The 26,882-nt window shown below is 70.6% G+C and carries 24 protein-coding genes; 7 read left to right on the forward strand and 17 right to left on the reverse strand.

Going from position 1 to position 26,882, the window contains the following annotated elements; genetic code table 11:
- The first annotated feature begins 3 nt into the window (after positions 1–3).
- Complete coding sequence (cysE, locus tag CKO41_RS11300) at positions 4–780, forward strand: serine O-acetyltransferase (protein WP_200251209.1); 777 nt, start codon at positions 4–6, stop codon at positions 778–780.
- A gap of 17 nt (positions 781–797) precedes the next feature.
- Here cysE and CKO41_RS11305 read toward each other — a convergent pair whose 3' ends face one another.
- The 5 genes from CKO41_RS11305 to CKO41_RS11325 form a co-directional block, all read right to left on the reverse strand.
- The gene (locus CKO41_RS11305; RefSeq protein WP_200251207.1) at positions 798–1,112 is read right to left on the reverse strand and encodes a DUF1840 domain-containing protein; all 315 of its coding nucleotides are present in this window, start codon (positions 1,110–1,112) and stop codon (positions 798–800) included.
- Between the two features lie 168 nt (positions 1,113–1,280).
- Positions 1,281–2,021 carry a 16S rRNA (uracil(1498)-N(3))-methyltransferase gene (locus CKO41_RS11310; protein ID WP_200251205.1) on the reverse strand — a complete coding sequence of 247 codons (741 nt, stop codon included), beginning with the start codon at positions 2,019–2,021 and terminating at the stop codon, positions 1,281–1,283.
- A gap of 17 nt (positions 2,022–2,038) precedes the next feature.
- Positions 2,039–2,476 carry a DUF423 domain-containing protein gene (locus CKO41_RS11315; RefSeq protein WP_242464272.1) on the reverse strand — a complete coding sequence of 146 codons (438 nt, stop codon included), beginning with the start codon at positions 2,474–2,476 and terminating at the stop codon, positions 2,039–2,041.
- Between the two features lie 85 nt (positions 2,477–2,561).
- Positions 2,562–3,311: a LytR/AlgR family response regulator transcription factor gene (locus tag CKO41_RS11320; protein ID WP_200251203.1), complete on the reverse strand. Its 750-nt coding sequence runs from the start codon at positions 3,309–3,311 to the stop codon at positions 2,562–2,564.
- Positions 3,308–4,381, reverse strand: a complete 1,074-nt coding sequence (locus CKO41_RS11325; protein WP_200382301.1) for a sensor histidine kinase — start codon at positions 4,379–4,381, stop codon at positions 3,308–3,310. Before CKO41_RS11325 ends, CKO41_RS11320 begins: the two co-directional genes overlap by 4 nt.
- 61 nt (positions 4,382–4,442) lie before the next feature.
- Here CKO41_RS11325 and argH point away from each other — a divergent pair, with 61 nt between their 5' ends.
- Positions 4,443–5,849, forward strand: coding sequence for an argininosuccinate lyase (gene argH / locus CKO41_RS11330; RefSeq protein WP_200251197.1), 1,407 nt, complete (start codon positions 4,443–4,445; stop codon positions 5,847–5,849).
- 65 nt (positions 5,850–5,914) lie between these two features.
- On the opposite strand, the gene CKO41_RS11335 is transcribed toward argH, so the two are convergent.
- Positions 5,915–6,331, reverse strand: a complete 417-nt coding sequence (locus CKO41_RS11335) for an OsmC family protein (protein WP_200251195.1) — start codon at positions 6,329–6,331, stop codon at positions 5,915–5,917.
- A 213-nt stretch (positions 6,332–6,544) separates the two neighbouring features.
- On the opposite strand from CKO41_RS11335, the gene CKO41_RS11340 reads away from it, so the two are divergent.
- Both CKO41_RS11340 and CKO41_RS11345 read left to right on the forward strand, forming a co-directional pair.
- Positions 6,545–7,123 carry a coiled-coil domain-containing protein gene (locus CKO41_RS11340; RefSeq protein ID WP_200382303.1) on the forward strand — a complete coding sequence of 193 codons (579 nt, stop codon included), beginning with the start codon at positions 6,545–6,547 and terminating at the stop codon, positions 7,121–7,123.
- A gap of 440 nt (positions 7,124–7,563) precedes the next feature.
- Positions 7,564–8,865: a DUF3422 family protein gene (locus CKO41_RS11345; RefSeq protein ID WP_200251191.1), complete on the forward strand. Its 1,302-nt coding sequence runs from the start codon at positions 7,564–7,566 to the stop codon at positions 8,863–8,865.
- A gap of 454 nt (positions 8,866–9,319) precedes the next feature.
- Here CKO41_RS11345 and CKO41_RS11350 read toward each other — a convergent pair whose 3' ends face one another.
- Positions 9,320–9,520 carry a hypothetical protein gene (locus CKO41_RS11350; RefSeq protein WP_200251189.1) on the reverse strand — a complete coding sequence of 67 codons (201 nt, stop codon included), beginning with the start codon at positions 9,518–9,520 and terminating at the stop codon, positions 9,320–9,322.
- A gap of 144 nt (positions 9,521–9,664) precedes the next feature.
- Here CKO41_RS11350 and CKO41_RS11355 point away from each other — a divergent pair, with 144 nt between their 5' ends.
- The 3 genes from CKO41_RS11355 (at position 9,665) to CKO41_RS11365 (ending at position 12,533) form a co-directional block, all read left to right on the forward strand.
- Positions 9,665–10,900, forward strand: coding sequence for a D-alanyl-D-alanine carboxypeptidase/D-alanyl-D-alanine-endopeptidase (locus tag CKO41_RS11355; protein WP_200251187.1), 1,236 nt, complete (start codon positions 9,665–9,667; stop codon positions 10,898–10,900).
- 2 nt (positions 10,901–10,902) lie between these two features.
- Positions 10,903–11,817 (forward strand): trypsin-like peptidase domain-containing protein, encoded by a 915-nt coding sequence (locus CKO41_RS11360; protein WP_242464274.1) that lies wholly within the window; start codon positions 10,903–10,905, stop codon positions 11,815–11,817.
- Between the two features lie 287 nt (positions 11,818–12,104).
- A complete protein-coding gene (locus tag CKO41_RS11365; protein WP_200251186.1) occupies positions 12,105–12,533 on the forward strand; it encodes an FKBP-type peptidyl-prolyl cis-trans isomerase in 429 nt (142 codons plus the stop codon).
- Positions 12,534–12,549: 16 nt separating this feature from the next.
- On the opposite strand, the gene CKO41_RS11370 is transcribed toward CKO41_RS11365, so the two are convergent.
- From CKO41_RS11370 to aceE, 10 genes are all read right to left on the reverse strand, one after another.
- On the reverse strand, positions 12,550–13,098 hold the full coding sequence (locus tag CKO41_RS11370) for a dihydrofolate reductase (RefSeq protein WP_200251184.1): 549 nt from the start codon (positions 13,096–13,098) through the stop codon (positions 12,550–12,552).
- 29 nt (positions 13,099–13,127) lie between these two features.
- The gene (gene rsfS, locus CKO41_RS11375; RefSeq protein ID WP_200251182.1) at positions 13,128–13,481 is read right to left on the reverse strand and encodes a ribosome silencing factor; all 354 of its coding nucleotides are present in this window, start codon (positions 13,479–13,481) and stop codon (positions 13,128–13,130) included.
- Positions 13,482–13,514: 33 nt separating this feature from the next.
- Positions 13,515–14,177 (reverse strand): nicotinate-nucleotide adenylyltransferase, encoded by a 663-nt coding sequence (nadD, locus tag CKO41_RS11380; RefSeq protein ID WP_200251180.1) that lies wholly within the window; start codon positions 14,175–14,177, stop codon positions 13,515–13,517.
- 115 nt (positions 14,178–14,292) lie between these two features.
- Complete coding sequence (locus CKO41_RS11385) at positions 14,293–15,600, reverse strand: glutamate-5-semialdehyde dehydrogenase (protein ID WP_200251178.1); 1,308 nt, start codon at positions 15,598–15,600, stop codon at positions 14,293–14,295.
- A gap of 314 nt (positions 15,601–15,914) precedes the next feature.
- Positions 15,915–16,958: a DNA polymerase III subunit delta gene (gene holA, locus CKO41_RS11390; protein ID WP_200382304.1), complete on the reverse strand. Its 1,044-nt coding sequence runs from the start codon at positions 16,956–16,958 to the stop codon at positions 15,915–15,917.
- Positions 16,959–16,976: 18 nt separating this feature from the next.
- On the reverse strand, positions 16,977–17,522 hold the full coding sequence (locus CKO41_RS11395; RefSeq protein WP_242464277.1) for an LPS-assembly lipoprotein LptE: 546 nt from the start codon (positions 17,520–17,522) through the stop codon (positions 16,977–16,979).
- The gene (gene leuS, locus CKO41_RS11400; RefSeq protein WP_200382305.1) at positions 17,512–20,187 is read right to left on the reverse strand and encodes a leucine--tRNA ligase; all 2,676 of its coding nucleotides are present in this window, start codon (positions 20,185–20,187) and stop codon (positions 17,512–17,514) included. Before leuS ends, CKO41_RS11395 begins: the two co-directional genes overlap by 11 nt.
- Positions 20,188–20,556: 369 nt before the next feature.
- On the reverse strand, positions 20,557–22,317 hold the full coding sequence (gene lpdA / locus CKO41_RS11405; RefSeq protein ID WP_200382306.1) for a dihydrolipoyl dehydrogenase: 1,761 nt from the start codon (positions 22,315–22,317) through the stop codon (positions 20,557–20,559).
- 176 nt (positions 22,318–22,493) lie between these two features.
- Positions 22,494–23,912 carry a 2-oxo acid dehydrogenase subunit E2 gene (locus CKO41_RS11410; protein ID WP_200382312.1) on the reverse strand — a complete coding sequence of 473 codons (1,419 nt, stop codon included), beginning with the start codon at positions 23,910–23,912 and terminating at the stop codon, positions 22,494–22,496.
- A gap of 36 nt (positions 23,913–23,948) precedes the next feature.
- A complete protein-coding gene (gene aceE / locus CKO41_RS11415; RefSeq protein ID WP_200382314.1) occupies positions 23,949–26,603 on the reverse strand; it encodes a pyruvate dehydrogenase (acetyl-transferring), homodimeric type in 2,655 nt (884 codons plus the stop codon).
- Positions 26,604–26,882 lie beyond the last annotated feature (279 nt).

Here is a 26,882-nt window from a genome sequence, read left to right on the forward strand (position 1 = left end):
GCCATGTTCGAGCGACTGCGCGAAGATATCCACTGCGTCTTCGACCGCGACCCGGCGGCGCGCACCGTCCTGGAGGTCGTCACGACCTATCCGGGGTTCCACGCGATCCTGATGCACCGCCTCACCCATTACCTTTGGGGACGGGGCCTCAAGTGGCTGGCGCGGGTGCTGGCGAATGTCGCCCGCCTGTTCACCGGCATCGAGATCCATCCGGCGGCCGAGATCGGTCGGCGGTTCTTCATCGACCACGGGATGGGCGTAGTGATCGGCGAGACGGCCGTGATCGGCGACGACTGCACCCTCTATCACGGCGTGACGCTCGGTGGCACCAGCTGGCAGAAGGGCAAGCGCCACCCGACCCTCGGGCGCGACGTCGTCGTCGGGGCCGGGGCCAAGGTGCTCGGGCCGATCCGGATCGGCGACGGGGTGCGGATCGGCTCGAACGCCGTCGTCGTCAAGTCGGTCGACGCCGGGGCGACCGTCGTCGGTGTCCCGGGTCACGTCATCGAGCGCCCGAGCGGCGAGCAGTCGCAGCGCCGGGTGGACACCGCCAAGCGGATCGGCTTCGACGCCTACGGCGCGACGCGCGATGCCCCCGATCCGGTCGCCCATGCCGTCAACCGGATGCTCGACCACATCCACCTGATGGATCAGCGGTTGGAGGCCATGTCCCAAGCCTTGGAGCGTCACGGCATCGGCGGCCACTTCAGCCATCTGCCGGAACTGGAATCCTGCGAGATCCACTCGACCGCGCCGGCCGAGCACGATACCGGCTGCTGAGGTGCGCGCGAGCGGTCTCAGCCCTGGTCCCAGGTCACGTTTGCCTGGGCCTTGGCCGCGGCCTTGAGCAGCGCGATCAGCGGCAGGGCGCGGTGCGCGAGGCTGACGTGGACCTGCTCCTCGTCGCGCGCGCCCTCCTGCGGTGGATCGAGTGGCCGGTCGGGATGCTCGCCGACCGCGGCCTCGAGCCGCGCGAGGGCCTCCGGGATGTCTTCGGCGAGGAGGGCGCCGGGGATGGCGCCGCTGTGGCCCATCAGCCCGAGCAGGGTCTTGGCGACGTGGCCGAACATGGTGATGTCGGCATAGGCGGATGTCTTGAAGGTGATCAGCATTGTGACCTCGCTCGTCTGCGTCTGGCGGTGGATGGCCTCTCGGTGCCCGGTGTGGCAGGCCTTGCGGGGATCGCATCGGGGCCGCCAGGTCGCCCCTGACGTCGCCCTCGCTCGGTGAGATGGGGGCGGGTCGGGCGGCACCCACCCGGCGGCCCCAGGCCCGACCGCTCAGGCGGGGGTGGTGCGGAAGTCGCCCCAGAGGGCCTGGATCGCGGCCAGGGCCGCGAGCGGGGCCGTCTCGGTGCGCAGGATCCGCGGGCCGAGGCGCACGCCGGTGAAGCCGTGCGCGCGGGCCGCGGCGCGCTCCCGCTCGCTCAGGCCGCCCTCGGGGCCGACCAGCAGCGTCAGCGGGCCGGATGGGGGCGGCAGGTCGCTCAGGGCGCGCTCGGCGCGCGGGTCGAGCAGCAGGCCGCCGGGCTGGCGCTCGCCCAGCCAATCGGCCAGGCGGGCCGCCGCGGCCAGCCGCGGCAGTCGGCGCCGCCCGCTCTGTTCGCAGGCCGCGATCAGGATGCCCCGCCAGTGCTGGGCGCGCTTGGTCAGCCGCTCGCCGTCGAGGCGCACGACCGTGCGCTCGGTGAAGAGGGGCTGGACCTCGGCGACGCCCAGTTCGACGGCCTTCTGGAGCGCGAACTCGAGGCGCTCGCCCTTGGCGATACCGATCCCGAGGCGCAGCGTCAGCGGCGGCACCGGCTCGACCTCGCCGGCCGCCTCGATCGCGACGGTCGCCCCGCGGCGGTCCGCATCGAGCAGTCGGGCGCGGTAGTCGACGCCGTCGCCGTTGAAGAGGACGAATTCGGCCCCGGCGGCGAGGCGCAGGACCCCGAGCAGGTGCTGCGTGGGGCCGCCGGGCAGGCGCACCTGTTGGCCCGCCGCGAGCGGTGCGTCGACATGGATGCGGGTCTCGCGCAAGGTCCGCTCCGCGCGCGCTATCGCAGGCCGCGCCAGGCGCCGACGGCGAGCAGGCCCCAGGCGAGGAGGAGCGCGACCCCGCCGAACGGGGTCACGGCGCCCCAGGCGCGCGCGCCGGTGAGGACGAGGGCCAAGAGGCTCCCGCTGAAGACCAGGGTGCCGACGAGGAAGGTCCAGGCCGCCGCGCCGATGAGGCCCAGGCCGGGGCGCTGCAGCGCCAGCAGGCCGCAGACGAGCAGCGCGATCGCGTGCATCCCGAGATAGGTCGTCGCCGTCTCCCAGGTGGCGATGAGGCCCTCGGCGAGGTGGTCGCGCAGCGCATGGGCGCCGAAGGCCCCGAGGGCGACCGAGAGCAGGCCGCCCAGGGCACCGAGGACGAGCCAAACCCTGGCCATCCCGGCCCCGGCGCGGGCCTCGGTGCGGGCGGTCGTCTGGGACGTCTGGGGGTGGGTCATGCGGGTCGGGCGCGGCGCGCGTGGTGGAGTGGATGGGCCTATTTTGACAGCAAGCGTCGGCCGGCACTACCGCGACGGCGGCGGGTCAATCGGGGACGCCGGCGCGCATCCAGCGGCGGACCTCGGGCAGGTGGCGGCGGCTGACCTGGAGGCGCTCGGGGCAGCCGCGCAGGGTCACGAGGGTCGTCCCGTCCAAGGTCCGCTCCAGGCCGGTCACGCGGTCGCGGGCCACCAGCGTGTTGCGGTGGATGCGCAGGAACCGTCCGGGGAATTCGTCCTCGAGCGCCTTCAGCGAGTCGTCGAGCAGCAACTCGCCGCCGTCGTAGTGGACCGTGACGTATTTCTGCTCGGCGAACAGGTAGTGGATCTCCTCGAGGGGCACCCGCTTCAGCCCGCCGCGATAGCGGGCGCTCAGGTGGCGGCGGGGCGGCGCGGTCGTCGCCTCGGCGAGCCCGAGGGCCTGGCGCTGTGGGCGCGTCGTGATCGGCAGTCGCGCGAGCGCCTCGGCGAGGCGCTCGCGGCGCACCGGCTTGACCAGGTAGTCCCGGACCTGGTGGGCGAACGCGGCGAGTGCATACCGGGTGTAGGCGGTGACCAGGATCACGGCCGGCGGGGGGTCGAGCTCGGCGAGGCGGGCGGCGCACTCCAGGCCGTCCATGCCGGGCATCTGCACGTCGAGCAGGACCAGGTCGACCGGGACCTCGGCGCAGAAGGCCAGCGCCTCGTCGCCATCGGCCGCCTCGCCGACGACGGCGTGTCCGGCGTCGAGCTCCTCGATCAGCCGACTGAGCCGTGCGCGTGCCGGGGCCTCGTCGTCGACGACGAGGATCTTCATGGGCGCGCCCTCCACGGGTAGGGGAAGATCAGACTGATCTGGTAGGCGCCCTCGCTGCGCGTCTCGATCACCTGGGCGGCGCCGGGAAACAGGCTGCTCAGCCGTTGCCGGATGTTGCGCAGGGCCATGCGGTTGCCGCTCGTGTGGCGGCCCGCCTCGCCCTCGGCCGGCAAGGTGTTGCGGATCGTCAGCCGGACCTGGCCGTTGCGGTAGTGTCCGGCGATACGGATCAGCCCGGGTCGGCGCGCGGGCTCGATGCCGTGGTAGATCGCATTCTCGACGAGCGGCTGGAGGATCAGCGGCGGCAGTGGCGCGCTACCGGGCAGGCCCTCGATGTCCCACTGGACATTGAGGCGCTCGCCGAGGCGCTGGCGCTCGATGTTGAGGAAGCGGTGCGCGAGTTCCAGCTCGTCGGCCAGGGTCGAGGCCTGGTCCTCATCGGCCAGGCTGGCGCGGAAGAGGTCGGCGAGGTCCTCGACCATCTCCTCGGCCAGGCGCGGATCGGTGCGGGTCAGGTGGGCGATGGTGTTCATGCTGTTGAACAGGAAGTGGGGCCGGATGCGGGCCTGGAGCTTCTGGAAGCGGGCCTCGGCCTCGGCTTCGATCTGGCGGCGCCAGAGGGCGTGCAGGGTCAGGTAGCGGATCAGCAACGCCGCGCCGATGGCGCTGATACCGAGCGTGCGCACGAGGAGGTCGCCGGTGCCGCCGGGCGGGAACAGCTCGGTCCGCAGCGGCGGCGGGACCAGGGCCGCGGCCGCGAGACCGGTCAGCGCCGCGACCCCCTGGATCGACAGCCAGGCGAGGAGCGCGGCGTCGCGGTCGCCGCGGCGCGCCAGCCACGGACGGGCCAGGCATAGGAGCGCGGCGCTCGCGAGCGTGATGGTCTGGGTGTAGAGGGAGAGGGGACCGAGCTGCTCCCAGAACCGGGCGAGCGGGCCGCCGGAGGCCAGGGCCAGCACGATAGCCAGCAGTTCGGCGGTCAGGACGACGCCGAGGACCATCGGCAGGCGGCAGAAGTCGGGGATCAGGCCGTGGCGTGGCGGTGATCTGGGTAGGGAATCCGACGGCATGGCGTCCTGTGGTCCCATCACACGGGTAAAATAGTCAATTTACCACCAGGCTGAGCCATCCATGAACGACCAGAATCCACTCGTCAAGCCTTGGGCCGGTCGCTTCGACGCGCCGACCGATGCCTTCGTCGAGGCCTTCACCGCGTCGGTCGGCTTCGACCGGCGGCTCTACCGCCACGACATCGCCGGGTCCATCGCCCATGCGACCATGCTCGCCCAGCGCGGCGTCCTCAGCGACGCCGAGCGCGCCGCGATCGTCGCCGGCCTGGGGGCGATCCGCGCCCGCATCGAGGCCGGCGACTTCGCCTGGTCGGTGCCGCTGGAGGACGTCCACATGAATGTCGAGGCGGCCCTGACCGCGGCGATCGGCGACGCCGGCAAGAAATTGCACACGGGGCGTTCACGAAACGACCAGGTCGCGACCGACATCCGCCTCTGGCTGCGCGAGGAGATCGACGCCATCGCCGCCGAGCTCGGGCGCCTCCAGGAGGCCCTGCTCGCGCTCGCCGAGCGCGAGGCCGAGACCATCCTGCCCGGCTTCACGCACCTGCAGGTCGCCCAGCCGATCACCTTCGGTCACCACATGATGGCCTGGCTGGCGATGCTCGAGCGCGATGCCGAGCGGCTCGCCGACTGCCGGCGGCGCCTCAATGTCATGCCGCTCGGGGCGGCGGCCCTGGCCGGCACCACCTACCCGATCGACCGCGAGCAGACGGCCCGCCTGCTCGGTTTCGACCGCCCGGCCGAGAACTCGCTCGACGCCGTCGCCGACCGCGACTTCGCGATCGAATTCACGGCGGCCGCGGCGATCCTGATGATGCACCTGTCGCGCTTCTCCGAGGAGCTGATCCTTTGGTCCTCGGCCCAATTCGGCTTCATCGAGCTCTCCGATGGCTTCTGCACCGGCTCTTCGATCATGCCGCAGAAGAAGAACCCGGACGTGCCGGAGTTGGTGCGTGGCAAGAGCGGGCGGATCTTCGGCCACCTGATGGCGCTGCTGACCCTGATGAAGGGTCAGCCGCTCGCCTACAACAAGGACAACCAGGAGGACAAGGAGCCGCTCTTCGACACGGTCGACAACGTCCGGGGGTCGTTGAAGGTCTTCGCCGATATGATGGGGGCCGTGACCTGCGATCGTGACCGGATGCGCGCCGCGGCCCGCCAGGGCTTCGCGACGGCGACCGATCTCGCCGACTACCTGGTGCGCAAGGGGGTCGCCTTCCGCGACGCCCACGAGATCGTCGGGCGGGCGGTCGCCCATGGGATCCGCGAGGGGCGGGATCTGGCCGAGATGGGCCTGGAGGAGTTGCGGGGGTTCTCCGGCGCGATCGACGACGACGTCTTCGCGATCCTCTCGCTGGAGGGCTCGGTGGCGGCCCGCGACCACATCGGCGGCACGGCCCCGGCCCAGGTCCGCGCGGCCATTGCCCGCGCCCGCCAGCGGCTCGCCGAGCGGGCGCGGGGCTGAGCGCCGGTCAGGGCGCGCACCGCCTACGCTGACGGCGTCGCGCCCCGGCGCGCGGGGCGTGGCGACTAGCCTGTGGTCTTGTCGGTGACCCGGATCGCCAGGCCCTCGCCCATCCGGGCGATGGTCTCGTGGATGGTGCAGGCCTCGGCCGCCCGCTTCAGGGCCGCCATGCGCTCGCCGACCTCGGCGTTCGGCAGGTGGATGTCGACGACGAAGTCCTTCAGGTGGGCCGGCTTCTCGCCCTTCTCGAACGACAGCTCGATCGTCATCCCGCTGCTGTCGAGGCCCGCGCGGTTGCAGTACTGGACGACGAAGGCGGCGACGCACGAGGAGATCGAGGCGACGAAATAGTCCGGCGGCGTCGGGTGGCGGCCCTTGCCACCCCACTCGGGGGTCGGCATCACATCGTTCAAGATGCGGTGCTGGCCGACCTCGGTCTCGAAGACCATGTCTCCGGTGTGGTGGGTCTTGATCGTTGGCATGGACGGTTTCACTCCTGACTGAGTTATTTGGCATCGAGGTGCGAAATGATACCGTGAACGGCGCGGCGCGGTCGTTGCGGTATCTTCAGCGGCCGGTGACGCCACGGCCGTGGCCGATTCCTCGCCGTGATCAGGTCGATCGGGTCGGGGTGGCACTCGTCGGGTCTGCGCCACGCGCTTGCTGCGGCTCCGCTGCGATGGCAGAGTAATTCCATGAGCTCGAGTGTCGCCCTCTACGAAGCCCTGACCAGCGCCCCGGACGAGCGCGCCCGCGCGCGCGTGATCGCCGAGGCGTTCGAGCGCCTGGAAGAACGCTATCCGCACCTGCCGGACCTGGCCACCCAGGGCCACGTCCGCGAGAGCGAGTTGCGCTTGCAGAAGGAGATCGAGCGGGTCCGCGCCGAGCTGAAGCTCGACATCGAAGAGGTCCGTGCCGAGATCGAGCGGGTCCGCGCCGAGCTCAAGCAGGACATTGAGCAACTCCGCGCCGAGCTCAAGCAGGACATTGAGCAACTCCGCGCCGAGCTCAAGCAGGACATTGAGCAACTCCGCGCTGAGCTCAAGCAGGACATCGAGCAACTCCGCGCTGAGCTCAAGCAGGACATTGAGCGCGTCCGCGCCGATGTCGAGCAGGTTCGCGCTGCCTCGCGCGAGAGCGAGCTGCGGCTGCTCAAGGAAATCGAGCAGGTGCGCGGCGAAGTGGCGCGCACCAAGGTCGACCTTCTCAAGTGGATCGTCCCCCTGATGTTCGCCCAGGTCGCCGCGATTGCCGCGCTGGTGAAACTGCTCTGAGCCGCCAACTCGGCGTTCCACCCAAGGCCCAGGGCCGGGCGGCGGCCGCCGTAACCCGACAGCGGCCTCGGTCGGTACCGCGTCGCCGGCCGTCGGGTTACGCCCCCGAGGGGCTAACCCGACCTACGGCCCCGGCGATACCGGCGCGCCCCGTGGTCGGGTCAGGTGCGCCGGCACGGCGGTCGCCGAGAAGGGGAACTGGCCAGCGCGCGCCGTAACCCGACAGCGGCCTCCGCTGGCGTCGCCTACTCGATCGCCCCGGGAGGCGGGATTCCCCAGCGCCCCCAGGCGAGGACCGACAGGGGGGCGTTCACCCTCGTCGAAGAAGGCTGCGCAGGCGCTGCCCCTCGGCTGTGAACGTCGTCTCCGGCTGGCGCTGGCGCCTGTGAGCGAATCTGGCTAATCTGAGGCGCCCTTGCAACAGACGAGCCCTCGGCCCCATGACACTCCCCTTCACCGAGCACCCCCTGCGCCATCAGGTCACGGCCGAGTTGCACGCGCGCAGCTATGATCGGCTGAGGGCGCCGGCGCGGATCTCCTACATCGCCTCGGTCTGTGGTGAGCGGGGCTCGGGGCGCAACGTGCGCCACCTGTTGCGACTGCTCGAGCACTATGGCGTGCCGCCGCCGCCGGAGGTCGGGCAGCACTATGCCGCCGATCTCGGGGCGATCCGGCTGCGCTGGGAGCGTCACACCGAGTTCGTCACCTATACCTTCTGCAAGCAGGGGCCCTTCGCCGACCCGTTCGCCGAGCCGGTGCTCGCCGAGCTGCCGCAGGACTGGCTGCGCGACCTGCCCGGGGAGGTCATCGCCGCGACCTCGCTGGCGTTGGAGGGGCGGGATGCGCCCGAGCGTAGCGCCGAGGGGCTCACGGCGCTCTTCGCCGGCAATCCGGTCGTCGGTGCCCAGGTCGTCGGCGGCGCGGGCCGCGCCTGGTCGGACCTGCGCGTGCACGCCGACGGTTGCTCGCGGATCCTGCTGCGCGACGAGGGCCTGTCGGATGGCCAGGCCGGGCGGCTCGCCCGGCGGATCCTCGAGGTCAACGCCTATCGGGCGATGGCCTTCCTCGGCCTGCCGTTGGCGCGGGAGGTGAACGGCACGCTGAGCGATGCCGACCGGCGCCTGGTCGCGGTGGCCGCCCGCATCGCCGATCGGGAGCGCTCGGGCGACCCGCATTCGGAGGCCGATCTGCTCGCCGAACTCTCGACGCTGGCCGCCGAGATCGAGGCCGTGACGGCCCGCTCGGCCTATCGCTTCGAGGCCGTGCGGGCCTACTATCGGATCGTCGAGCAGCGCCTCGAACAGCTGCGCCAGGGGCGGATCGAGGGCCTACAGACCTTCACCGAGTTCCTCGAGGCGCGGCTCGCCCCGGCGGTCGCCACCTGCAATTCGACGCGCGCCCGCCAGCAGGATCTCGCCGAGCGCGCGGCGCGCCTCACCAGCCTGCTGCGTGCCCGCGTCGAGGTAGCCCTCCAGGACCAGAACCGCCGGCTGCTCGAATCGATGAACCGCCGCGCGAAGATCCAGCTGCGCCTCCAGGAGACGGTCGAGGGGTTGTCAGTGATCGCGATCAGCTATTACGGCGTGGGCCTGATCGGCTATGTGCTGAAGGCCCTGGAGGCCAAGGGGTTGCCGGTCGATGCGAGCATCGACCTGGGGCTCGCGGTACCGGTCGTCGTCGGCCTCGCCTGGCTCGGGCTCAGGCTCATGAAGCGGCGCTTGCTGCAGGAACACGGCGACTAGCGCAAGACCGCGCAATTCCCGAGACCGCGCGTCGCTGCCTGCAATCCCCGCGTGGCGCGTGGTAGGAGCCCGCTTGCGGGCGATCTGAGTGACGATTCAAGGACAGCCGGTCCATCTTCTGGGAACTACGAAACACGCGAAAGGGCCGAACTGACACACAAGAATCTGCCGTTTTTTCGCGACCTTCGTGTATTTCGTAGTTTCTTGTCGTCTTCGCGCTTGTGTCGTTCGTTTCTGAACCCTTCCTTGGCCGCCACGAGCGCGTCGTCGTCGCCCGCAAGCGGGCCCCTATCGGCGTTCGCATCATAGGGCGAGTCATAGGGCGACATGAAAGCGGCCTCGGTATTTCTGGAGCGAGGCACTCGCATCGGCGGCCGGCCCAGTACAACGGCCCAGTACAACGGCCCAGTACATCGATCCGGCGCGTGGGCGCCAGGGCAAGGGCTTGGTCGGGTCAGGCCGGTGGCGTCGCCGGTCGGTAGAGGGCCGTGGCATTGTCGTGCAGGACCCGGCGCAGCCCGGCCGGATCGCCGACGGCCGCGGCGAGGCGCGCGAGGATCGGCGGCGGGGGGCGCTCGGTCGCGTCGGCGCCACTCGCTGCCGCCTCGCGTCCCATTGTGGGCGCCCTTTCGTCGGCTGCGGCCTGTCGCATCATCTCGGTTATCCTTGGGGTTCGTGGGAGGCCCGCCGGCAGGCACGCACCTGGGGTGCGCGCGGCGACCCGGCGACTCGCCACGCGTCTCCCCGCCGCGCCTGCGGGCGCCGGTGGGATCGCCTTGAATCTGCCTCGTGAGCGTCCATGAGCGTCCTCCCATCCGCGTTGCGCCCGTCGATCTTCGTCCTCGGCTTCCTCCTCGTCCTCGTCGGCGCCCCGGCCGCCGGCGGGCCGGCCGCGCGCGTCCTGGCGCTGCCCGAGGCGACCCTGCTGGTCGAGGTCGAAGGCCGCCCCGTCATCGCGCGCGATGCCGAACGGGCGATGATCCCGGCCTCGACGATGAAGCTCGTCACGGCCCTGGCGGCGATCGAGCGCTGGGGGCTGGACTACAGGTTCACGACCGAGCTCTATGTCGCCGACGACCAGTGGCTCTGGGTCAGCGCCTCCGGCGATCCCTTCCTCGTCTCCGAAGAGCTCGACCTCCTCGCCCGGTCGCTCGCGCGCGCCGGCGTCCAGCGACTCGCCGGGATCGGTATCGACGACCGCCTCTACGCCCCGGACCTGCACATCCCCGGGCGCTCGGGCAGCGACAATCCCTACGATGCCCCGGTCACGGCCTTCGCGGTCAATTTCAACACCCTCCATCTGCGGGTTGCGGGCGGGGCGCTCGCGAGCGCCGAGGGGCAGACGCCGCTGACCCCGCTCGCGCGCGAGTTCGGTGCGCGGCTCGGTCCCGGCACGCACCGCATCAATCTTCAGACCCGCGAGCTGGCGCTGCGCTATGCCGGCGAGGTGCTCGCGGCGAAGCTCGCTGCGGCCGGCATCGTCGTCGGCCCCGGGCAGCGCATCGGCGCCCTGCCGCGCGGCGCCGAGCGGGTCTTGAGCCATCGCAGCAGCCGCGACCTGCGAGCGGTGCTCGGGCCGATGCTGGAGCATTCGAGCAACTTCATCGCCAACCAGCTGTTTCTGCTGCTCGCCGGCGAGCCCGGTGGGGTGGGCCTCGACATGGCGCAGGCCCAGCGGGCGATGACCCGCTGGCTCGAGGGGCGGTTCGGTTGGCGGGACTTCCGCGTCGAGGACGGGGCCGGCCTGTCGCGCGGCAACCGCCTGAGCGCCCGCCAGTTGGTCGAGGTGCTCGAGGCCTTCGCGCCCTATCGGGCGCTGCTGCCGGTCCAGCCGGGGAATTCCGCGGTGCAGGCGAAGACGGGTACACTGACCGGGGTCAGCACCTATGCGGGTTACCTGCGGCGCGACGGGGGCTGGGCGGCCTTCGCGTTGCTGATCAACCAGCCGGTCGACCCGGCACTGCGACGGCAGGTCGCCGAGGAGCTCGCGCGGACGGCCGATCTCGAAATCATCTGTGCAGGGGGGCGATGCTGAGGATGGACAGGCCTATCGTGATGAGGGCGGGGCGCACCCCGGGGTGCGCCACTGCCTGTCGGGGCTGGATTGCGGTCGCGATCTCGGCGTTGGTCTCCCTGGCGCTGGCCGGTTGCGCGACGGCGCCGCCGGTGAGTCCCGCGGCGCCGTCGGTCGTGGTCGCGCCGCCGCTGGCGGCCGCCGGCGATGGTGCCAACTTCCCGTATCGCAAGGCACGTGGCGGATACCCGTCGCTCGCGCCGCTGCTCAAGCGGGTCACGCCGGCGGTCGTCAACATCTCGGTCGTCTCCGAGGTCGCTGCGCGCGAGCATCCGTTCCTGCGCGACCCGGATTTTCGCAATTTTCTCGAGAAGTTCGACCTGCCGATGCCGAACATCAGCGGCACTGAACGGCGCCAGAGCGTGGGTTCGGGGGTGATCGTCGATAGCAGCCGCGGCTTCGTGCTGACCAACTATCACCTGCTCGAGGATGCCAAGGAGATCACGGTCACCCTCAAGGACCAGCGGAGCTTCCGGGCGCGGCTCCTCGGCGGCGATGCGCGCGCCGACGTGGCCGTCCTCCAGATCGAGCCGGTCGCGAGCGTCAACCTGCGCTTCGGCAATTCCGACGACCTGGAGGTCGGCGACTTCGTCATCGCGATCGGCAACCCGTTCGGCCTCGGCCAGACCGTCACCTCGGGCATCGTCAGCGCGGTCGGGCGCACCGGCATCGCCGGCAGTCGGCTCGGCGACCTCATTCAGACCGATGCCTCGATCAATCCGGGCAACTCCGGCGGGCCGCTGATCAATCTCGCCGGCGAGGTGGTCGGCATCAACTCGGCGCTGATCGGGCCGGCCGGGGGCAACGTCGGGATCGGCTTCGCGGTGCCGAGCAATCGGGCACGCGCGGCCCTCGACCGGGTCCTCGCCGGACGCTGAGCGCCCCAGGGGTTGGCGGCCGATGGCCGCCGGTTTGCATTCGCGTCGGCCTCTGTACTAGGGTGACCAGACAGGCTCACCGTGCGGCGCGCGTCGTGGCCCTTGAATCTGCCCGGTGGCAGTGGCCATGTCTTACGGTAGGCGGCGATTTCAGAACGACCGGCATCTCTTCATCTTGTCGTCCGCGCGCTTGTGTCGGTCGTTTCTGAACCCTTCCTAGGCAGTGCGGCGTCGCGCGTGCTTCCACCCCTTTGCAGTCCTTCCCCACTATCCTTCAGGAGATGTCTATGGCTTCCGCCCAGACCGGCGATACCGTCAAGGTCCACTACACCGGCACCTTGGATGACGGCACCGTGTTCGATTCCTCGCTCGGGCAGGGTCCGATCGAGTTCACGCTGGGCGCCGGGGACGTGATCCCGGGGTTCGACAATGCCGTCCTCGGGATGGACGCCGGCGAGTCGAAGACCGTCGTCATCCCCGCCGGCGAGGCCTACGGCCCGCGCAACGACGAGATGCTCCAGCAGATCCCGCGCTCGGCGATCCCGGCCGAGATCGAGCTCGCCGAGGGCATGATCCTGCATGCCGAGGCGCCGGACGGCAATCGCCTGAGCTTCACCGTCGTGCAGATCGCCGACGAGCAGGTCCTGATCGACGGCAATCACCCGCTGGCGGGTCGCGATCTGACCTTCGCGCTGGAGTTGGTCGAGATCGCCTGATCCGGCGGCCCGCGGCTCAGCGCGCCGCGGGTGGGTCCGGATGGATCCGCACGAGTTCGACGAAGGCGAGGTCGTAGGGGTTGCGCGCATCGCGCGCGCGGACCTCGCGGCGGTTCTCCCGCCAACAGGCCGGGTCCCAGGCCGGGAAGACCGTGTCGCCGGCGATGTCGGCGGCGATCTCGGTCAGGTACAGGCGTTGGGCCAGCGGCAGCATCGCCCGGTACAGGGCCGCCCCACCGATGACCATGAGCTCGGCCGCCCCGGCGGCCGCGGCCAGGGCCTCCTCGGGCGAGCCGACGACCAGGCAGCCCGGGGCGCGATAGCCTGGGTCGCGCGTGACGACGATATGCCGGCGCCGCGCGAGCAGGCCGGGCAGCGATTCCCAGGTGCGCCGACCCATGACGATCGGCTTGTCGAGGGTCAGACGCTTGAAGTGGGCGAGGTCGGCGGGCAGGTGCCAGGGCAGCGCATTGTCGCGACCGATGACGCGGTTGTGCGCCATTGCCGCGATCAGGCTCACGCGCGGCCGTGCGCCGTCCTTGGCGATCCCGGGTCCCGCGGTCATCGGTGCGATGCCATGGCCGGACCCGAGCCTCAGCGGCCGTGGGCGGCGGTGGCGACCAGGGTCGGCGCCGCCCAGAGCCGCTCGAGGTTGTAGAAGTCGCGGACCTTGGGCAGCATGACGTGGACGACGATGCCGTTGAGGTCGACCAGCGCCCATTCGCCCTCGGCGACGCCCTCGCAGCCGAGCGGCGCCTCGCCGGCCTCCTTGGCCCGGTAGGCGACGGTCTCGGCGATCGCCTTGACGTGGCGATCCGAGGTGCCGCTGGCGACGACCATGTAGTCCGTGACCGATGTCTTGCCATGGACATCGAGGACGCTGACGTCCCTGGCCTTCATGTCGTCCAGGGTCGCCAGGACCAGGCTCTTGAGCTCATCGAGCTGCATGCGATCTCCTCTGTCGGGGTTGGGGGTCGGATATCAGGGCGCCAGTGGCGCGTTCGGGGCCTGTGCCCGGCGGTAGAGCCCGGCCTGCTCGATGATCGCGATGACCGGATCCGGGAGCAGGAAGCGGGCGCTGCGGCCGGCGGCGATCAGGCGGCGGATCGCCGTCGCCGAGATCGCCAGTTGCGTCACCTCGTGGCAATGGATGTGGCCGGCCGGCCGTCGCGCCAGGGCCGCGGGGTCCGTCGCCTGTCGTTCGGCGAGTAGGGCGCGCAGGTCGGGGTCCCACTCGGGCGCTGGGCCAGGTCGGGTCATCACGACCAGATGGGCGAGCCCGAGGATCGCGTGCGGGCGGTGCCAGGCGAGGAAGCCGGCGAAGGCATCGCTGCCGAGCAGCAGGCAGAGCGGGCGTCGCGGCCCGAGCTCGGCGCGCAACGAGGCGAGGGTGTCGTGGCTGTAGGAGCCGCCCGGGCGCTCGAGCTCGCGGGCGTCGGCGAGAAAGCCCGGCTGGTCCGCGATCGCCGCCCGTACCATCGCCAGGCGGTGGCGGCCGTCGGCATGGGGCTGGGCGCGGTGGACGGCCTGATTCAGCGGCACCAGGCGCAGCTCGGCGAGACCGAGCGCCTCGGCGACCTCGAGGGCCGGGCGCAGGTGGCCGAAGTGGATCGGGTCGAAGGTGCCGCCGAGGATCCCGATCATGTCGTGCGCGGGCCCGTGCCGCCGCGCCGGGCCGCGGTCCTGCCCTGCACGGGGGTCAGCGCCGCCACCCCTCGGCCCCGCTCCCTTGGGCTGGTGTCCGAGGCGTCATCGGGCCTCAACCCCCGCGCACCTGGCCGTCGCCGAGGACGACGAATTTCTGCGACGTCAGCCCCTCGAGGCCGACCGGCCCGCGGGCGTGGAACTTGTCGGTGCTGATGCCGATCTCGGCGCCGAGGCCGTACTCGAAGCCGTCGGCGAAGCGGGTCGAGGCGTTGACCATGACCGAGCTGGAGTCGACCTCGCGCAGGAAGCGGCGGGCGCGCGAGTAGTCCTCGGTGACGATCGCCTCCGTGTGGCCCGAGCCGTAGCGGGCGATGTGGTCCATCGCCGCGTCCAGGTCGGCGACGACCCGCACGGCGAGGATCGGCGCCAGGTACTCGGCCCCCCAGTCGGCGTCGCTCGCCGCCACGGCCTCGGGCAGCAGCGCGCAGGCGCGCGGGCAACCGCGCAGCTCCACCCCCTTGGCGGCGTAGGCGGCGCCGAGCCGCGGCAGGATCCGCGCGGCGACGCCCTCGGCGACGAGCAGCGTCTCCATCGTGTTGCAGGTGCCGTAGCGCTGGGTCTTCGCGTTGAGGGCGATCGCGAAGGCCTTGTCGAGATCGGCGGCGTCATCGATGTAGACGTGGCAGACCCCGTCCAGGTGTTTGATGACCGGCACCCGCGCGTCGCGGCTGATGCGTTCGATCAGGCCCTTGCCGCCGCGCGGGATGATGACGTCGATCGCCTCGGGCATCTGGATCATGGCCCCGACCGCGGCCCGGTCCGTCGTCGTCAGTACCTGGACGCCGTCGCCCGGCAGGCCGGCGCGCGCGAGCCCGCGGCGGATGCTCGCGGCGATCGCCTGGTTCGACGCGAAGGCCTCCGAGCCGCCGCGCAGGACGCAGGCATTGCCGGACTTGAGGCATAGCCCGGCGGCATCGGCGGTCACGTTCGGGCGCGACTCGTAGATGATGCCGACGACCCCGAGCGGGACGCGCATCCGTCCGACCTGGATGCCGCTCGGGCGGTAGGCCAGGTCGGTGATGGTGCCGACCGGGTCGGGCAGGGCGGCGATCTGGCGCAGGCCCTCGATCATGGCGTCGATCCGTGCCGGTGTGAGTTCGAGGCGATCGAGCAGGGCCGCGTCGAGACCCTTGGCGGCGCCGGCCTCCAGGTCGTGGCGATTGGCTGTCGCGAGCAGGTCGCGCTGGCCATCGAGATCCTCGGCGATCGCGCGCAACGCGGCGTCTTTCGCGGCCGTGTCGGCGCGCGCCAGGTGGCGGGCGGCGGCGCGGGCGCGCGCGCCGACCTCGGCCATGTGGGTGCCGATGTCGTCGATCGCGGTCTCGCTGACCAGCGCCTCGAGCGGTTGGGTGGTGGACATCTGTCGTCGTGACCTCTTGGGCGGGGTGGCGGCGCCACCTGGACCTAGCAACGAATCAAGAACAACCGGCACATCTTCTTAGAACTACGAAACACGCGAAACACGCGAAACACGCGAAACACGCGAAACACGCGAAACACGCGAAAAAACTGAACAAAAATCGACTTATCCGCTGTTTTTCGCGATTTTCGTGTATTTCGTAGTTTCTTGTCTTCCCTGCGCTTGCGTCGGTTGTTTCTGCGCCGTTCCCTAAGGCTGATGGCCGGAGCGGAATAGACGGTCTGTTCATCGACCGGAATCGCCTAAGCGTTCGGCTAGCCTACCAAATTCGGTGGCGGGCGGAAATTCCTCCGCGCGCCGCGGGCCAACCCGTCGGCGATCTCCGCGAGCAGCGGCCAGGGGTCGCCGGGCATCACCCCCTTGATGCAGGCATCGGCGGCGGCGCAGCGCTCGAGCAGCCGGTGCAGGTCCGCGAGCGGCAGCCGGGCGAGCGCCCGCTCGACCTGGGGCTGGCGCGTCGGGCGGACCTGGTGGGCGGCGAAGACGGGTGCGAGGTCTTGGCCGCGCGCGCGGGCGAAGGCCGCCGCCGCGAGCAGGCGGACGTCGCGGGCCAGGCTCCAGAGGACCAGGGGCTCACCGGTGCCGTCGGCAGCGAGCACCGCGAGGATGCGTTGGACGCGTGCCCGCTCGCCGGCCAGGGCCGCGTCGCCCAGCGCGAAGACGTCGAAGCGTGCGCTGTCGCCGACGGCGGCCAGCAGGTCGGCCTCGCTCAGCGGGCCGCCGGCGTGCAGCAGCGCGAGCTTCTCGACCTCCTGGTCGGCGGCGAGCATGTTCCCCTCGGCCCGCTCGGCGAGCAGGGCGGCGACCCCGGGGGCCGGTTGGAAGCCGGCCGCCCGCAGTCGTTCCTCCAGCCAGGCGATGAAGGTGCGCCCGGTCAGCGGCCAGACCTCGAGGATCACGCCGGCCTGATCGACGGCCTGCGACCAGCCGCCCTTGAGCTCCTTGCGCTCCAGGTGCGGGGCGAGGATCAGCAGGCAGTCCTCGGCGGGTGGGCGGGCGCAGTAGGCGCGCAGCGCCGCGCCGCCGTCGCGGCCGAGGCGCGCGGTCGCGATGCGCAGCTCGATGAGCCGGCGGCGCGAGAAGAGCGACAGGGTCTCGCGGGTCGCGGCCAGTGCCCGCCAGTCGAAGGTGGCGTCCTGATCGAGGACCTCGCGCTCGTCGCAGCCGGCGGCGCGGGCCGCGGCGCGGATCGCCTCGGCGGCGTCGCGCAGCTGGAGCGGTTCGCCGCCGCTCAGCAGGTAGACGGGCGCCAGGCCTCGGCGCAGATGGCCGGCGAGCTGCGGGTAGCGCAGGCGCATCGCGGCGTGCGGCGCGCCTCAGCGCAGGGCCGCGCGCAGGCGCAGCACCAGGCGGTCGGCGGCCTCCTCCTCCATGTCCCGGTAGACCATCTCGGTCTCCTCGCGCTTGCCGAGGACCTCGATGTCCGGATTGTCGAAGGTGCGCATTAGGGTCACCTGCTGGGCGGGGACGAGCGGGGCGCCGGCGGCGTCGAGGGCATCGAAGGTCACCTGCAGGCCCAGGTCGTAGGCCAGCACCTTGCCGTTGCGGTCGACGGCGGCGACGCGCGAGTCGCGGTTCTCCGAGAGGATGCGCACGACGGCCCGCGCCGCCTGCCGGTCCTCGGTGATCCGCACCTGGCTGCCCTGGAGGCGATCGAGGAGCGCCCGGCCGGTCGCGGTGCCCGCGTCGTCCTGGATGAAGAGCGGATCGAGCTCCAGGGGGATCTCGCTCGTGCCGCGCAACTGGAAGCCGCAGCCGCCCGCCAGCAGCGCCGCGAGCGCGGCGGCGACGAGGGGGCGCCACGGGACCGACCGGTGGCGGCGCGCGGGCTGCGCCGGCAGCGAGGGCGTATCAGTTGGCAACGATGTTCACCAGCTTGTTGGGGACCAGGACGACCTTGCGTACCGTCTGCGCGGCGATGAAGCGCTGGACGTTGTCGTTGGCGAGCGCCGCCTCTTCGATCGCCGCGCGGGGCGCATCGGCCGGCACCGCGACCTTGCCGCGGACCTTGCCATTGACCTGCACGACGTACTCGACCTGGGCCTGGCGCAGCGCCTCCTCATCGACGATCGGCCAGGGCGCGTTCAGGATGTCGTCGCCGAAGCCGAGCGCACACCACAGGTGGTGGGTGACGTGCGGCGCGATCGGCCCGAGCAGGCGCAGCACCAGACCCAACCCCTCGCGCTTCAGTGCACGCCCCGACGGCCCGTCGTCGAGCTTGTAGAGGATGTTGACCATCGTCATGCAGCCCGAGACGACCGTGTTGAACTGGTTGCGCTCGTAGTCGTAGAGGGCCTTGCGCAGGGTCGCGTGCAGCTCGCGGCGGGCCGCTTGGTCGGCCTCGCTCAACGCAACCTCGCCGCTCCGGGCATCGCCGGGTTCGCCGGCGGGCTCGTTCGCCGCCAGGGCCCAGAGCCGGCGGAGGAAGCGGGCGGCGCCCTCGACGCCCTCGTCGTTCCATTCGAGCGACTGGTCGGGCGGTGAGGTGAACATGGTGTAGAGCCGCACCGTGTCGGCGCCGTAGCGGTCGATCAGGGTCTGGGGGTCGACGCCGTTGTTCTTCGACTTCGACATCTTCTCGACGCCGCCGAAGGTCACCGGTTGGCCATCGGCCTTCAGGACCGCGCCGACGAGCTTGCCCTTCTCGTCGCGGGTGACCTCGACATCGGCGGGGTTGATCCAGGTCTTGCGCCCGTCGGGGCCCTCACGGTACCAGGTCTCGGCGACGACCATCCCCTGCGTCAGCAGTCGCGTGAAGGGCTCGTCGCAGGCGACCAGCCCCTCGTCGCGCATCAGCTTGTGGAAGAAGCGCGCGTAGAGCAGGTGCAGCACCGCGTGCTCGATGCCGCCGACGTACTGATCGACCGGCAGCCAGTACTTGGCCCGCTCATCGAGCATGGCCTGGTCGCAGTCGGCGCTGCAGTAGCGCGCGTAGTACCAGCTCGACTCGAAGAAGGTGTCGAAGGTGTCGGTCTCGCGGGTCTCGCCGGCGGCGAGCTCGGAGAACTCGGGCATTCGTTTCAGCGGTGAGCCCGAGCCGTCGACGACGACGTCCTCGGGCAGGCGCACCGGCAGGTCGGTCTCGGCGCGGATGCCGCCGTCGGCGGTGCGCACGACCGGGATCGGGCAGCCCCAGTAGCGCTGGCGCGAGACGCCCCAGTCGCGCAGCCGGAAGTTGACCCGCCGCTCGCCCTTGCCGCGCTCGGCGAGCCAGGCGGCGATGGCGTCGAAGGCATCCGCCGAAGTCAGGCCATCGAAGGGAGCCGAGTCGAAGAGCACGCCTGGTTGCTCAAATCTGTCGTCCCACTTATCGAACTGCAGTGGATCGAGCACCGGTTGGCCACTCACACCCAATGCCGGCGATTCACCCACGATCGGCTGATTACCAACGGCATCATTGCTACCGGATAGCTTATAGATGTTTCTTCCCTGCCATTCGCGTGGAACGATCACTGGCTTGATAGGAATGCCATATTTCTTCGCGAAATCGAAGTCTCGATGGTCATGGGCCGGGACCGACATCACGGCGCCGGTGCCATAGCCCATCAGGACGAAGTTCGCGGCGTAGATGGGCACGGCCGCGCCGGTGATCGGGTGGATCGCGTCCAGGCCCAACGGATGGCCCTTCTTCTCCATCGTCTCCAGCTCGGCCTCGGAGACGCCGCCGCGGCGGCACTCGTCGATGAAGGCCGCGAGGGCCGGATCGGACGCGGCGGCGCGGCGCGCGAGCGGGTGCTCGGCGGCGACCGCGACATAGGTCACGCCCATGACGGTGTCCGGGCGGGTCGTGTAGATGCCGAGCGTCTCCTCGGAGCCCGCGATGCCGAATTCCATGTAGACGCCCTCGGAGCGCCCGATCCAGTTGCGCTGCATCGTGCGCACCTGCTCGGGCCAGCCGTCCAGGCCGTCGAGTGCCTCGAGCAGCTCCTCGGCATAGTCGGTGATGCGCACCGACCATTGCTCGATCTCGCGCCGCTCGACCGGCGCCCCGGAGCGCCAGCCCTTGCCGTCGATGACCTGCTCGTTGGCGAGCACCGTCTGGTCGACCGGGTCCCAGTTGACGACCGCGGTGGCCCGGTACGCGAGGCCCTTCTCGATCAGGCGGGTGAAGAGCCACTGTTCCCAGCGGTAGTAGTCCGGGTCGCAGGTCGCGAGCTCGCGGTCCCAGTCGTAGCCGAAGCCGAGGCGGCGCAGCTGCCCCTTCATGTAGGCGATGTTCTGGCGCGTCCACTGCGACGGCGGGATGCCGTGCTGGATCGCCGCGTTCTCCGCCGGCAGGCCGAAGGCGTCCCAGCCCATCGGCTGGAGGACGTTCTTGCCGCGCATGCGCTGGTAGCGGGCGATCACATCGCCGATCGTGTAGTTGCGCACATGGCCCATGTGCAGGCGCCCGGAGGGGTAGGGGAACATCGAGAGGCAGTAGAACTTCTCGCGGGTCGGATCCTCGACCGCCTTGAAGCTCTGGTGTTCTTCCCAAAAGGCCTGGGCCGCGGCCTCGATGGCCTGCGGGTCGTAGTCGTTATGCATCGCCGGTGTCTATCTGCCTGGAATGTTTATCTTGCAATTGGAACCGCAAAGGCGCCGAGGACGCAAAGGAAAAAGGCCCGTCGGGCGGATCGTCGAGGTCGGCGACGGATCCGCTAACGGCGCACCATCGGGTGAGCGCTGCAACCACCCCAAGGAACAGTGCAGAAGCAACCGACACGAGCGCGGGGAAGACAAGAAACTACGAAATCCACGAAAGTCGCGAAAAACAGCCGATAATCCTACGCATGTTCAGTTTTTTCGCGTCTTTCGCGTGTTTCGTAGTTCCAAGAAGATGTGCCAGTTGTCCTTGAATCATCCCTCAGTGCAATGATCCTTCGCGTCCTTTGCGCCTCTGCGGTCAATCGGACCTCAGCGCTTGCGCGGCGGCATCAGGTCGGTGATCGACCCGTGGGCCATCTCGGCGGCGAGCGCGATCGTCTCGTTCAGGGTCGGGTGCGGGTGGATCGTCAGCCCGATGTCCTCGTAGTCGGCGCCGAGCTCCAGGGCCAGGACCGCCTCGCCGATCAGCTCGCCGGCGTTCGGCCCGACGATGCCGGCGCCGAGCAGGCGCTTGGTCTCGGGGTCGAAGAGGAGCTTCGTGAGCCCTTCCTCGCGGTGGATCCCGAGCGCCCGGCCGCTCGCCGCCCACGGGAAGACGCCCTTCTCGTAGGCGATGCCCTTGGCCTTGGCCTCGGTCTCGGTGAGGCCCATCCAGGCGATCTCGGGGTCGGTGTAGGCGACCGACGGGATCGCCAGCGGGTCGAACAGGGCCGGCAGCCCGGCGATCACCTCGGCGGCGACCTTGCCCTCGTGGGTCGCCTTGTGGGCCAGCATCGGCCCGCCGACGACGTCGCCGATCGCGAAGATGTGCGGGACGTTGGTGCGCCTATGCGCGTCCACCGCGATGAAGCCGTGCTCGTCGACCTCGACCCCGGCCGCCTCGGCATTGATCAGGCGGCCGTTGGGCCGCCGCCCGATCGCGACCAGCACCTTGTCGTAGGTCGCCTCGCCGGCGTGCTTGCCGGTGAAGACGACCTGGATGCCGTCGCCCGTGGCGGTCATCTTCTCGACCTTGGTCTCGAGCAGGATCCGCTTGTAGCGCTTGCCGATGACCTTCGTCAGCGCCCGCACCAGGTCCGGGTCGCAGCCGGGGATCAACTGCCCCTTGAGCTCGACGACCTCGATCTCGGTGCCGAGGGCCTGATAGACGCTCGCCATCTCCAGGCCGATGATGCCGCCGCCGACGATCAGGAGCCGCTTCGGGATGTCGGCGATCTCCAGCGCGTCGGTCGAGTCCATGACCCGCGGGTCCTCGTGCGGGAAGCCGGGGATGCGCATCGGGCTGGAGCCGCAGGCGACGATGCACTGATCGAAGCTGATCCGGGTGCGCCCGGCGGGGGACTCGACGAGGAGGCGGTTGGGCGATTCGAAGCGCCCCGTGCCCTGGACGACCTCGACCTTGCGCTGTTTGGCGAGCGCCGCGAGGCCCCCGGTCAGGCGCGCGACGACCTTGTCCTTGCCGGCGCGCATCTTGCCGAGATCGATCTCGGGCGGGGCGAAGGTCACGCCCATCGCCGACACCGCCTTGGCCTCCTCGATGATCGCCGCCGTGTGCAGCAGCGCCTTCGACGGGATGCAGCCGACGTTGAGGCAGACGCCCCCGAGCGTCGGGTAGCGCTCGATCAGCACGACCTTCTTGCCGAGGTCGGCGGCGCGGAAGGCGGCCGTGTAGCCGCCGGGGCCGGCGCCGAGCACGGCGACCTCGGCGAGGATCTCGCGCGTCTCGGCCTCGTCGGCCGCGTTCGGCCCCGCGGCGGGTGTCGCGGACGGCTCGCGTGTCGTCGTGGGTGACGCCGTCGGGGCATCGTCGCCCGCCCCGCGCGCCGCCTCGTCGGCCTCCAGCGTCAGGATCGGGTCCCCCGCCGAGATCCGGTCGCCGACCTTGACCGCCAGCGCCTTGACGGTCCCGGCGTGGGGGCTCGGGATCTCCATCGTCGCCTTGTCGCTCTCCAGCGTGATCAGGGAGGTCTCGGCCTCGATGCGGTCGCCCGGGGCGACCAGCAACTCGATCACGCTGACGTCCTTGAAATCCCCGATATCCGGGAGCTTTACCTCGATGGTCTGGGTCATGGGCGGGGCTGTCTCGTCGGTTGCGATGGGCGGGGTGCCGCGCGGATAGGTCGCCGGGGCCGCCGACGGCCCGCGGCCTCTGTTGGCCGGCTATTCTACACGCTCGACGACGGGCTGCGGGCGACGGTCCAGAGACAGGCACGGCCCGGGCCGGCGCGCGGCCGGCCCAAACCCTGTCACAACAGCAGGCGGCGGATGTCGCCGAGGAGGCGGGCCAGGCGCTGCGTGAAGCGCGCCCCCTCGGCACCGTCGACGACCCGGTGGTCGTAGGACAGCGCGAGCGGCAGGATGGTGCGCGGCACGAAGCCGTCGCCGTCCCAGACCGGTCGCACGGTGGCGCGGGCGACGCCGAGGATCGCGACCTCGGGGGCGTTGACGATCGGCGTGAAGGCGGTGCCGCCGATCCCGCCGAGGCTCGAGACGGTGAAGCAGCCGCCCTGCATGTCGCCGGGCAGGAGCTTGCCGGCGCGGGCCTTGGCGCTCAGCTCGGCCAGCTCCCCGGCGAGCGCCAGGACCCCCTTCTTGTCGACGTCGCGCACGACGGGCACGACCAGTCCGTTCGGCGTGTCGACGGCGACGCCGATGTGGGTGTAGTGCTTGAGGATCAGGCCCTCGCCGTCCGCGCTCAGCGAGGCTTTGAGGCGCGGCTGGGCGAGCAGGGCGGTCGCCACCGCCTTGAGCAGGAAGGGCAGGAAGGTCAGCTTGACCTCGCCCTCGCCGGCCTGTTGCTGCGCCCGGCGGAAGGTCTCCAGTTCGGTGATGTCGGCCTCGTCGAACTGGGTGACATGGGGCACCGTCAGCCAGCAGCGGTGCAGGTGCGCGCCGCTGATGCGCTGGATGCGCGTCAGGGGAACCTCTTCGATGGGGCCGAAGCGGGCGAAGTCGACCTCGGGGGCGGCCGGCAGCTGGAACGGCAGCCCGCTCGGGGCGCCGCCCCCGCTCCCGCCTTGGCGCAGGGCCTGCTGGACGAAGCCCTGGACATCCTCCTTGACGATCCGTCCCTTGCGCCCGCTGCCCTTGACGCGGCCGAGTTCGACGCCGAGCTCGCGGGCGAAGCGACGCACCGCCGGGCTCGCATGCGGCATGCGGCCCCGGGCGACGGCGGCCAGGTCGGCCGGCCGTGGCCGCAGCGGCGCTGGGCGGGCGGCCTTGTCGCCGGGGCGGCGCGCCTCGGTGATCTCCGGGGGGGGCTCGGGCGCGTTCGGCGCGTCAGGCGCCTCTGGCGTGGCGCCTCGCTCCTCGACGCCATGTCCCGTTTGGGTCGTTTGCGGCGCTTGGGCCGGCGCCGTATCCGACGCCGAATCGGGCGCCAAATCGGGCCCCGACCGCGGCGGCGCGTCGGCCTCCGCCCCCTCGTCGACCTCCAACGCCAGCAGCGGGTCGCCGGTGCTGATCCGGTCGCCGACCTTGACGCGTAGCGCGTGCACGATGCCGCCCTTCGGTGCCGGGATCTCCATCGTCGCCTTGTCGCTCTCCAGCGTGAGCAGCGATTGCTCCGGCGCGATGCGCTCGCCGGGCGCGACCAGGATCTCGATGACCGGGATCTCGGAGAAGTCCCCGACATCGGGGAGCAGGATCTCTTCTACGGTTGCCAAGCTGAATCCTCCTTCGCCCTCGTTAAAGCCGCGCGCTCAGACCGTGACCGGGTTGGGCTTGGCGGGGTCGATGCGGTATTTCTCGATCGCCTCGGCGACGGTGCGGGCCGGGATCTCGCCGTCGTCGGCGAGGGCCTTGAGGGCGGCGAGCGCGATGTAGTGGCGGTCGACCTCGAAGAACCGCCGCAGCTGCCGGCGCATGTCGCTGCGACCGAAGCCGTCGGTGCCCAGGACCCGGTAGCGGCGCGGCACGAAGGGGCGGATCTGGTCGGCGTAGGCGCGCTGGTAGTCGGTCGCGGCGACGATCGGCCCGTGCGTGTCACCCAGTTGGGTCTCGACGTAGCTCGCCCGGGGCGGCTCCTGCGGGTGCAACAGGTTCCAGCGCTCGGCATCCAGGCCCTCGCGGCGCAGCTCGTTGAAGCTGGTCACGCTCCAGACGTCGGCAGCGATCGCGAAGTCCTTCTCCAACAACTCGGCGGCGGCCAGGGCCTCGCGCAGGATCGTGCCGGAGCCCAGGAGCTGCACGCGCTGCGCCCGTTCGGCGCCCCGGCGGAACAGGTACATGCCCTGGAGGATGCCGTCCGCGACCCCCTCGGGCATGGCCGGCTGGACGTAGTTCTCGTTCATCGCCGTGATGTAGTAGAAGCGGTCCTCCTGCGCCTGGTACATCCGCCGCAGGCCGTCCTGGACGATCACGGCCAGTTCGTAGGCGAAGGCCGGGTCGTAGGCGTGGCAGTTGGGGATGGTCGCGGCGATCAGGTGGCTGTGCCCGTCCTGGTGCTGGAGGCCCTCGCCGGCGAGCGTCGTGCGCCCGGCGGTGCCGCCGATCAGGAAGCCGCGGGCGCGCATGTCGCCGGCCGCCCAGATCAGGTCGCCGACCCGCTGGAAGCCGAACATCGAATAGAAGATGTAGAAGGGGATCGTCGCCTGGCCGTGATTGGCGTAGGCCGTGGCCGCGGCGATCCAGGAGGAGATGGCGCCGGCCTCGTTGATCCCCTCCTGGAGGATCTGGCCCTGCTTGTCCTCGCGGTAGTACATGACCTGATCGGAGTCGACCGGCTCGTAGAGCTGACCGACCGAGGAGTAGATGCCGAGCTGGCGGAACAGCCCCTCCATGCCGAAGGTCCGCGCCTCGTCCGGGACGATGGGCACGACGAGCCGACCGATCGCCTTGTCGCGCAGGATCAGCGTGAGCAGCCGCACCAGGGCCATGGTCGTCGACATCTCTTTCTCGCCGCTGCCCTCGAGCAGGGGCGCGAAGGCCTCGAGCCCGGGCACCTCGAGCCTCGGGGCGCTGGTGTGGCGGGCCGGCAGATAGCCGCCGAGGGCCTCGCGGCGCTCGTGCAGGTACCGCATCTCGGGGCTGTCCGGGGCCGGTTTGTAGAAGGGCGTGGCGGCGATCTGATCGTCGGAGATCGGGATGTTGAAGCGGTCGCGGAAGGCCTTCAGCGCCGTCTCGCCCATCTTCTTCTGCGAGTGGGTGATGTTCATCCCCTCGCCGGCGACGCCCATGCCGTAGCCCTTGACCGTCTTGGCCAGGATCACGGTCGGCTGGCCGCGATGGGCCATGGCCGCGGCATAGGCGGTGTAGATCTTGACCGGGTCGTGGCCGCCGCGGTTGAGCCGCCAGATGTCGTCATCGTTCATGTTCGCGACCAGGTCGCGCAGCTCCGGGTACTTGCCGAAGAAGTGCTCGCGCGTGTAGCGCCCGCCGCGCGCCTTGTAGATCTGGTAGTCGCCGTCGACGCACTCCTCCATCCGCTTGAGCAACAGGCCGCTCTTGTCGCGGGCGATGAGCGGGTCCCAGTAGCTGCCCCAGATGACCTTGATGACGTTCCAGCCGGCGCCGCGGAAGACGGCCTCGAGCTCCTGGATGATCTTGCCGTTGCCGCGCACCGGCCCGTCGAGGCGCTGGAGGTTGCAGTTGACGACGAAGATCAGGTTGTCGAGGCGCTCGCGGGCCGCCAGCGAGATGGCGCCGAGCGACTCGGGCTCGTCCATCTCGCCGTCGCCGAGGAAGGCCCAGACCTTGCGATCGCCCGTGTTGACCAGCCCGCGGTCCCTCAGATAGCGCATGAAGCGCGCCTGGTAGATGGCCATCAGCGGGCCGAGCCCCATCGAGACGGTCGGGAACTGCCAGAAGTCCGGCATCAGCCAGGGGTGGGGGTACGAGGAGAGCCCCTTCCCGTCGACCTCCTGGCGGAAGTGGTAGAGCTGCTCCTCGCTGATACGGCCCTCGAGGAAGGCGCGAGCATAGATGCCCGGCGCCGAGTGGCCCTGGATGAAGAGCAGATCGCCGCCATGGTCCTTCGAGCGGGCGCGGAAGAAGTGGTTGTAGCCCACGTCGAAGAGGGTCGCGACCGAGGCGAAGCTCGCGATGTGGCCGCCGAGTTCGGTCGAGAGCCGGTTGGCCTGGACCACCATGGCCATCGCGTTCCAGCGCACGAAGGAGCGGATCCGCCGCTCCATCGCCCGGTCGCCGGGCAGGTGCTTCTGGTGCTGGAGCGGGATCGTATTCAGATACGCGGTGTTGGCGCGGTAGGGGAGGTAGGCCCCGGAGCGGCGGGCCTTGTCGATCAGCTGCTCGAGCAGGAAATGGGCGCGCTCGACGCCCTCTTGTTCCAGCACGGCCTGCAGGGCATCGAGCCACTCCTGCGTCTCCTGCGGGTCGATGTCGGGCTTGTTGCTCATGGTCGTTCCTGAGGCGTTGGATCCGGCGCCGCCGAGGCGGCGCCCCGAAAAAAGGCCCCATTATATCGCAGTCGACCCTTAATCAATCATTAGAATTTATCTTTGCAATGGAGCGACGCGATGGGGGGCGTAGATCCCTCGCGTCACGGTGACTGGGGGCTCGACGGTCACGACCCCGCCGGCCAGCGCCAGGGGGCGGGCCGATCGACGCGGACCCGGGCGCGGTGGGGGCGTTCGGTGGCAGGGGGTGGCACGGTCGGCGGCTGTCGCGCTGACCCG

Source organism: Thiococcus pfennigii, from assembly GCF_016583835.1.
GTDB classification, from domain to species: domain Bacteria; phylum Pseudomonadota; class Gammaproteobacteria; order Chromatiales; family Chromatiaceae; genus Thiococcus; species Thiococcus pfennigii.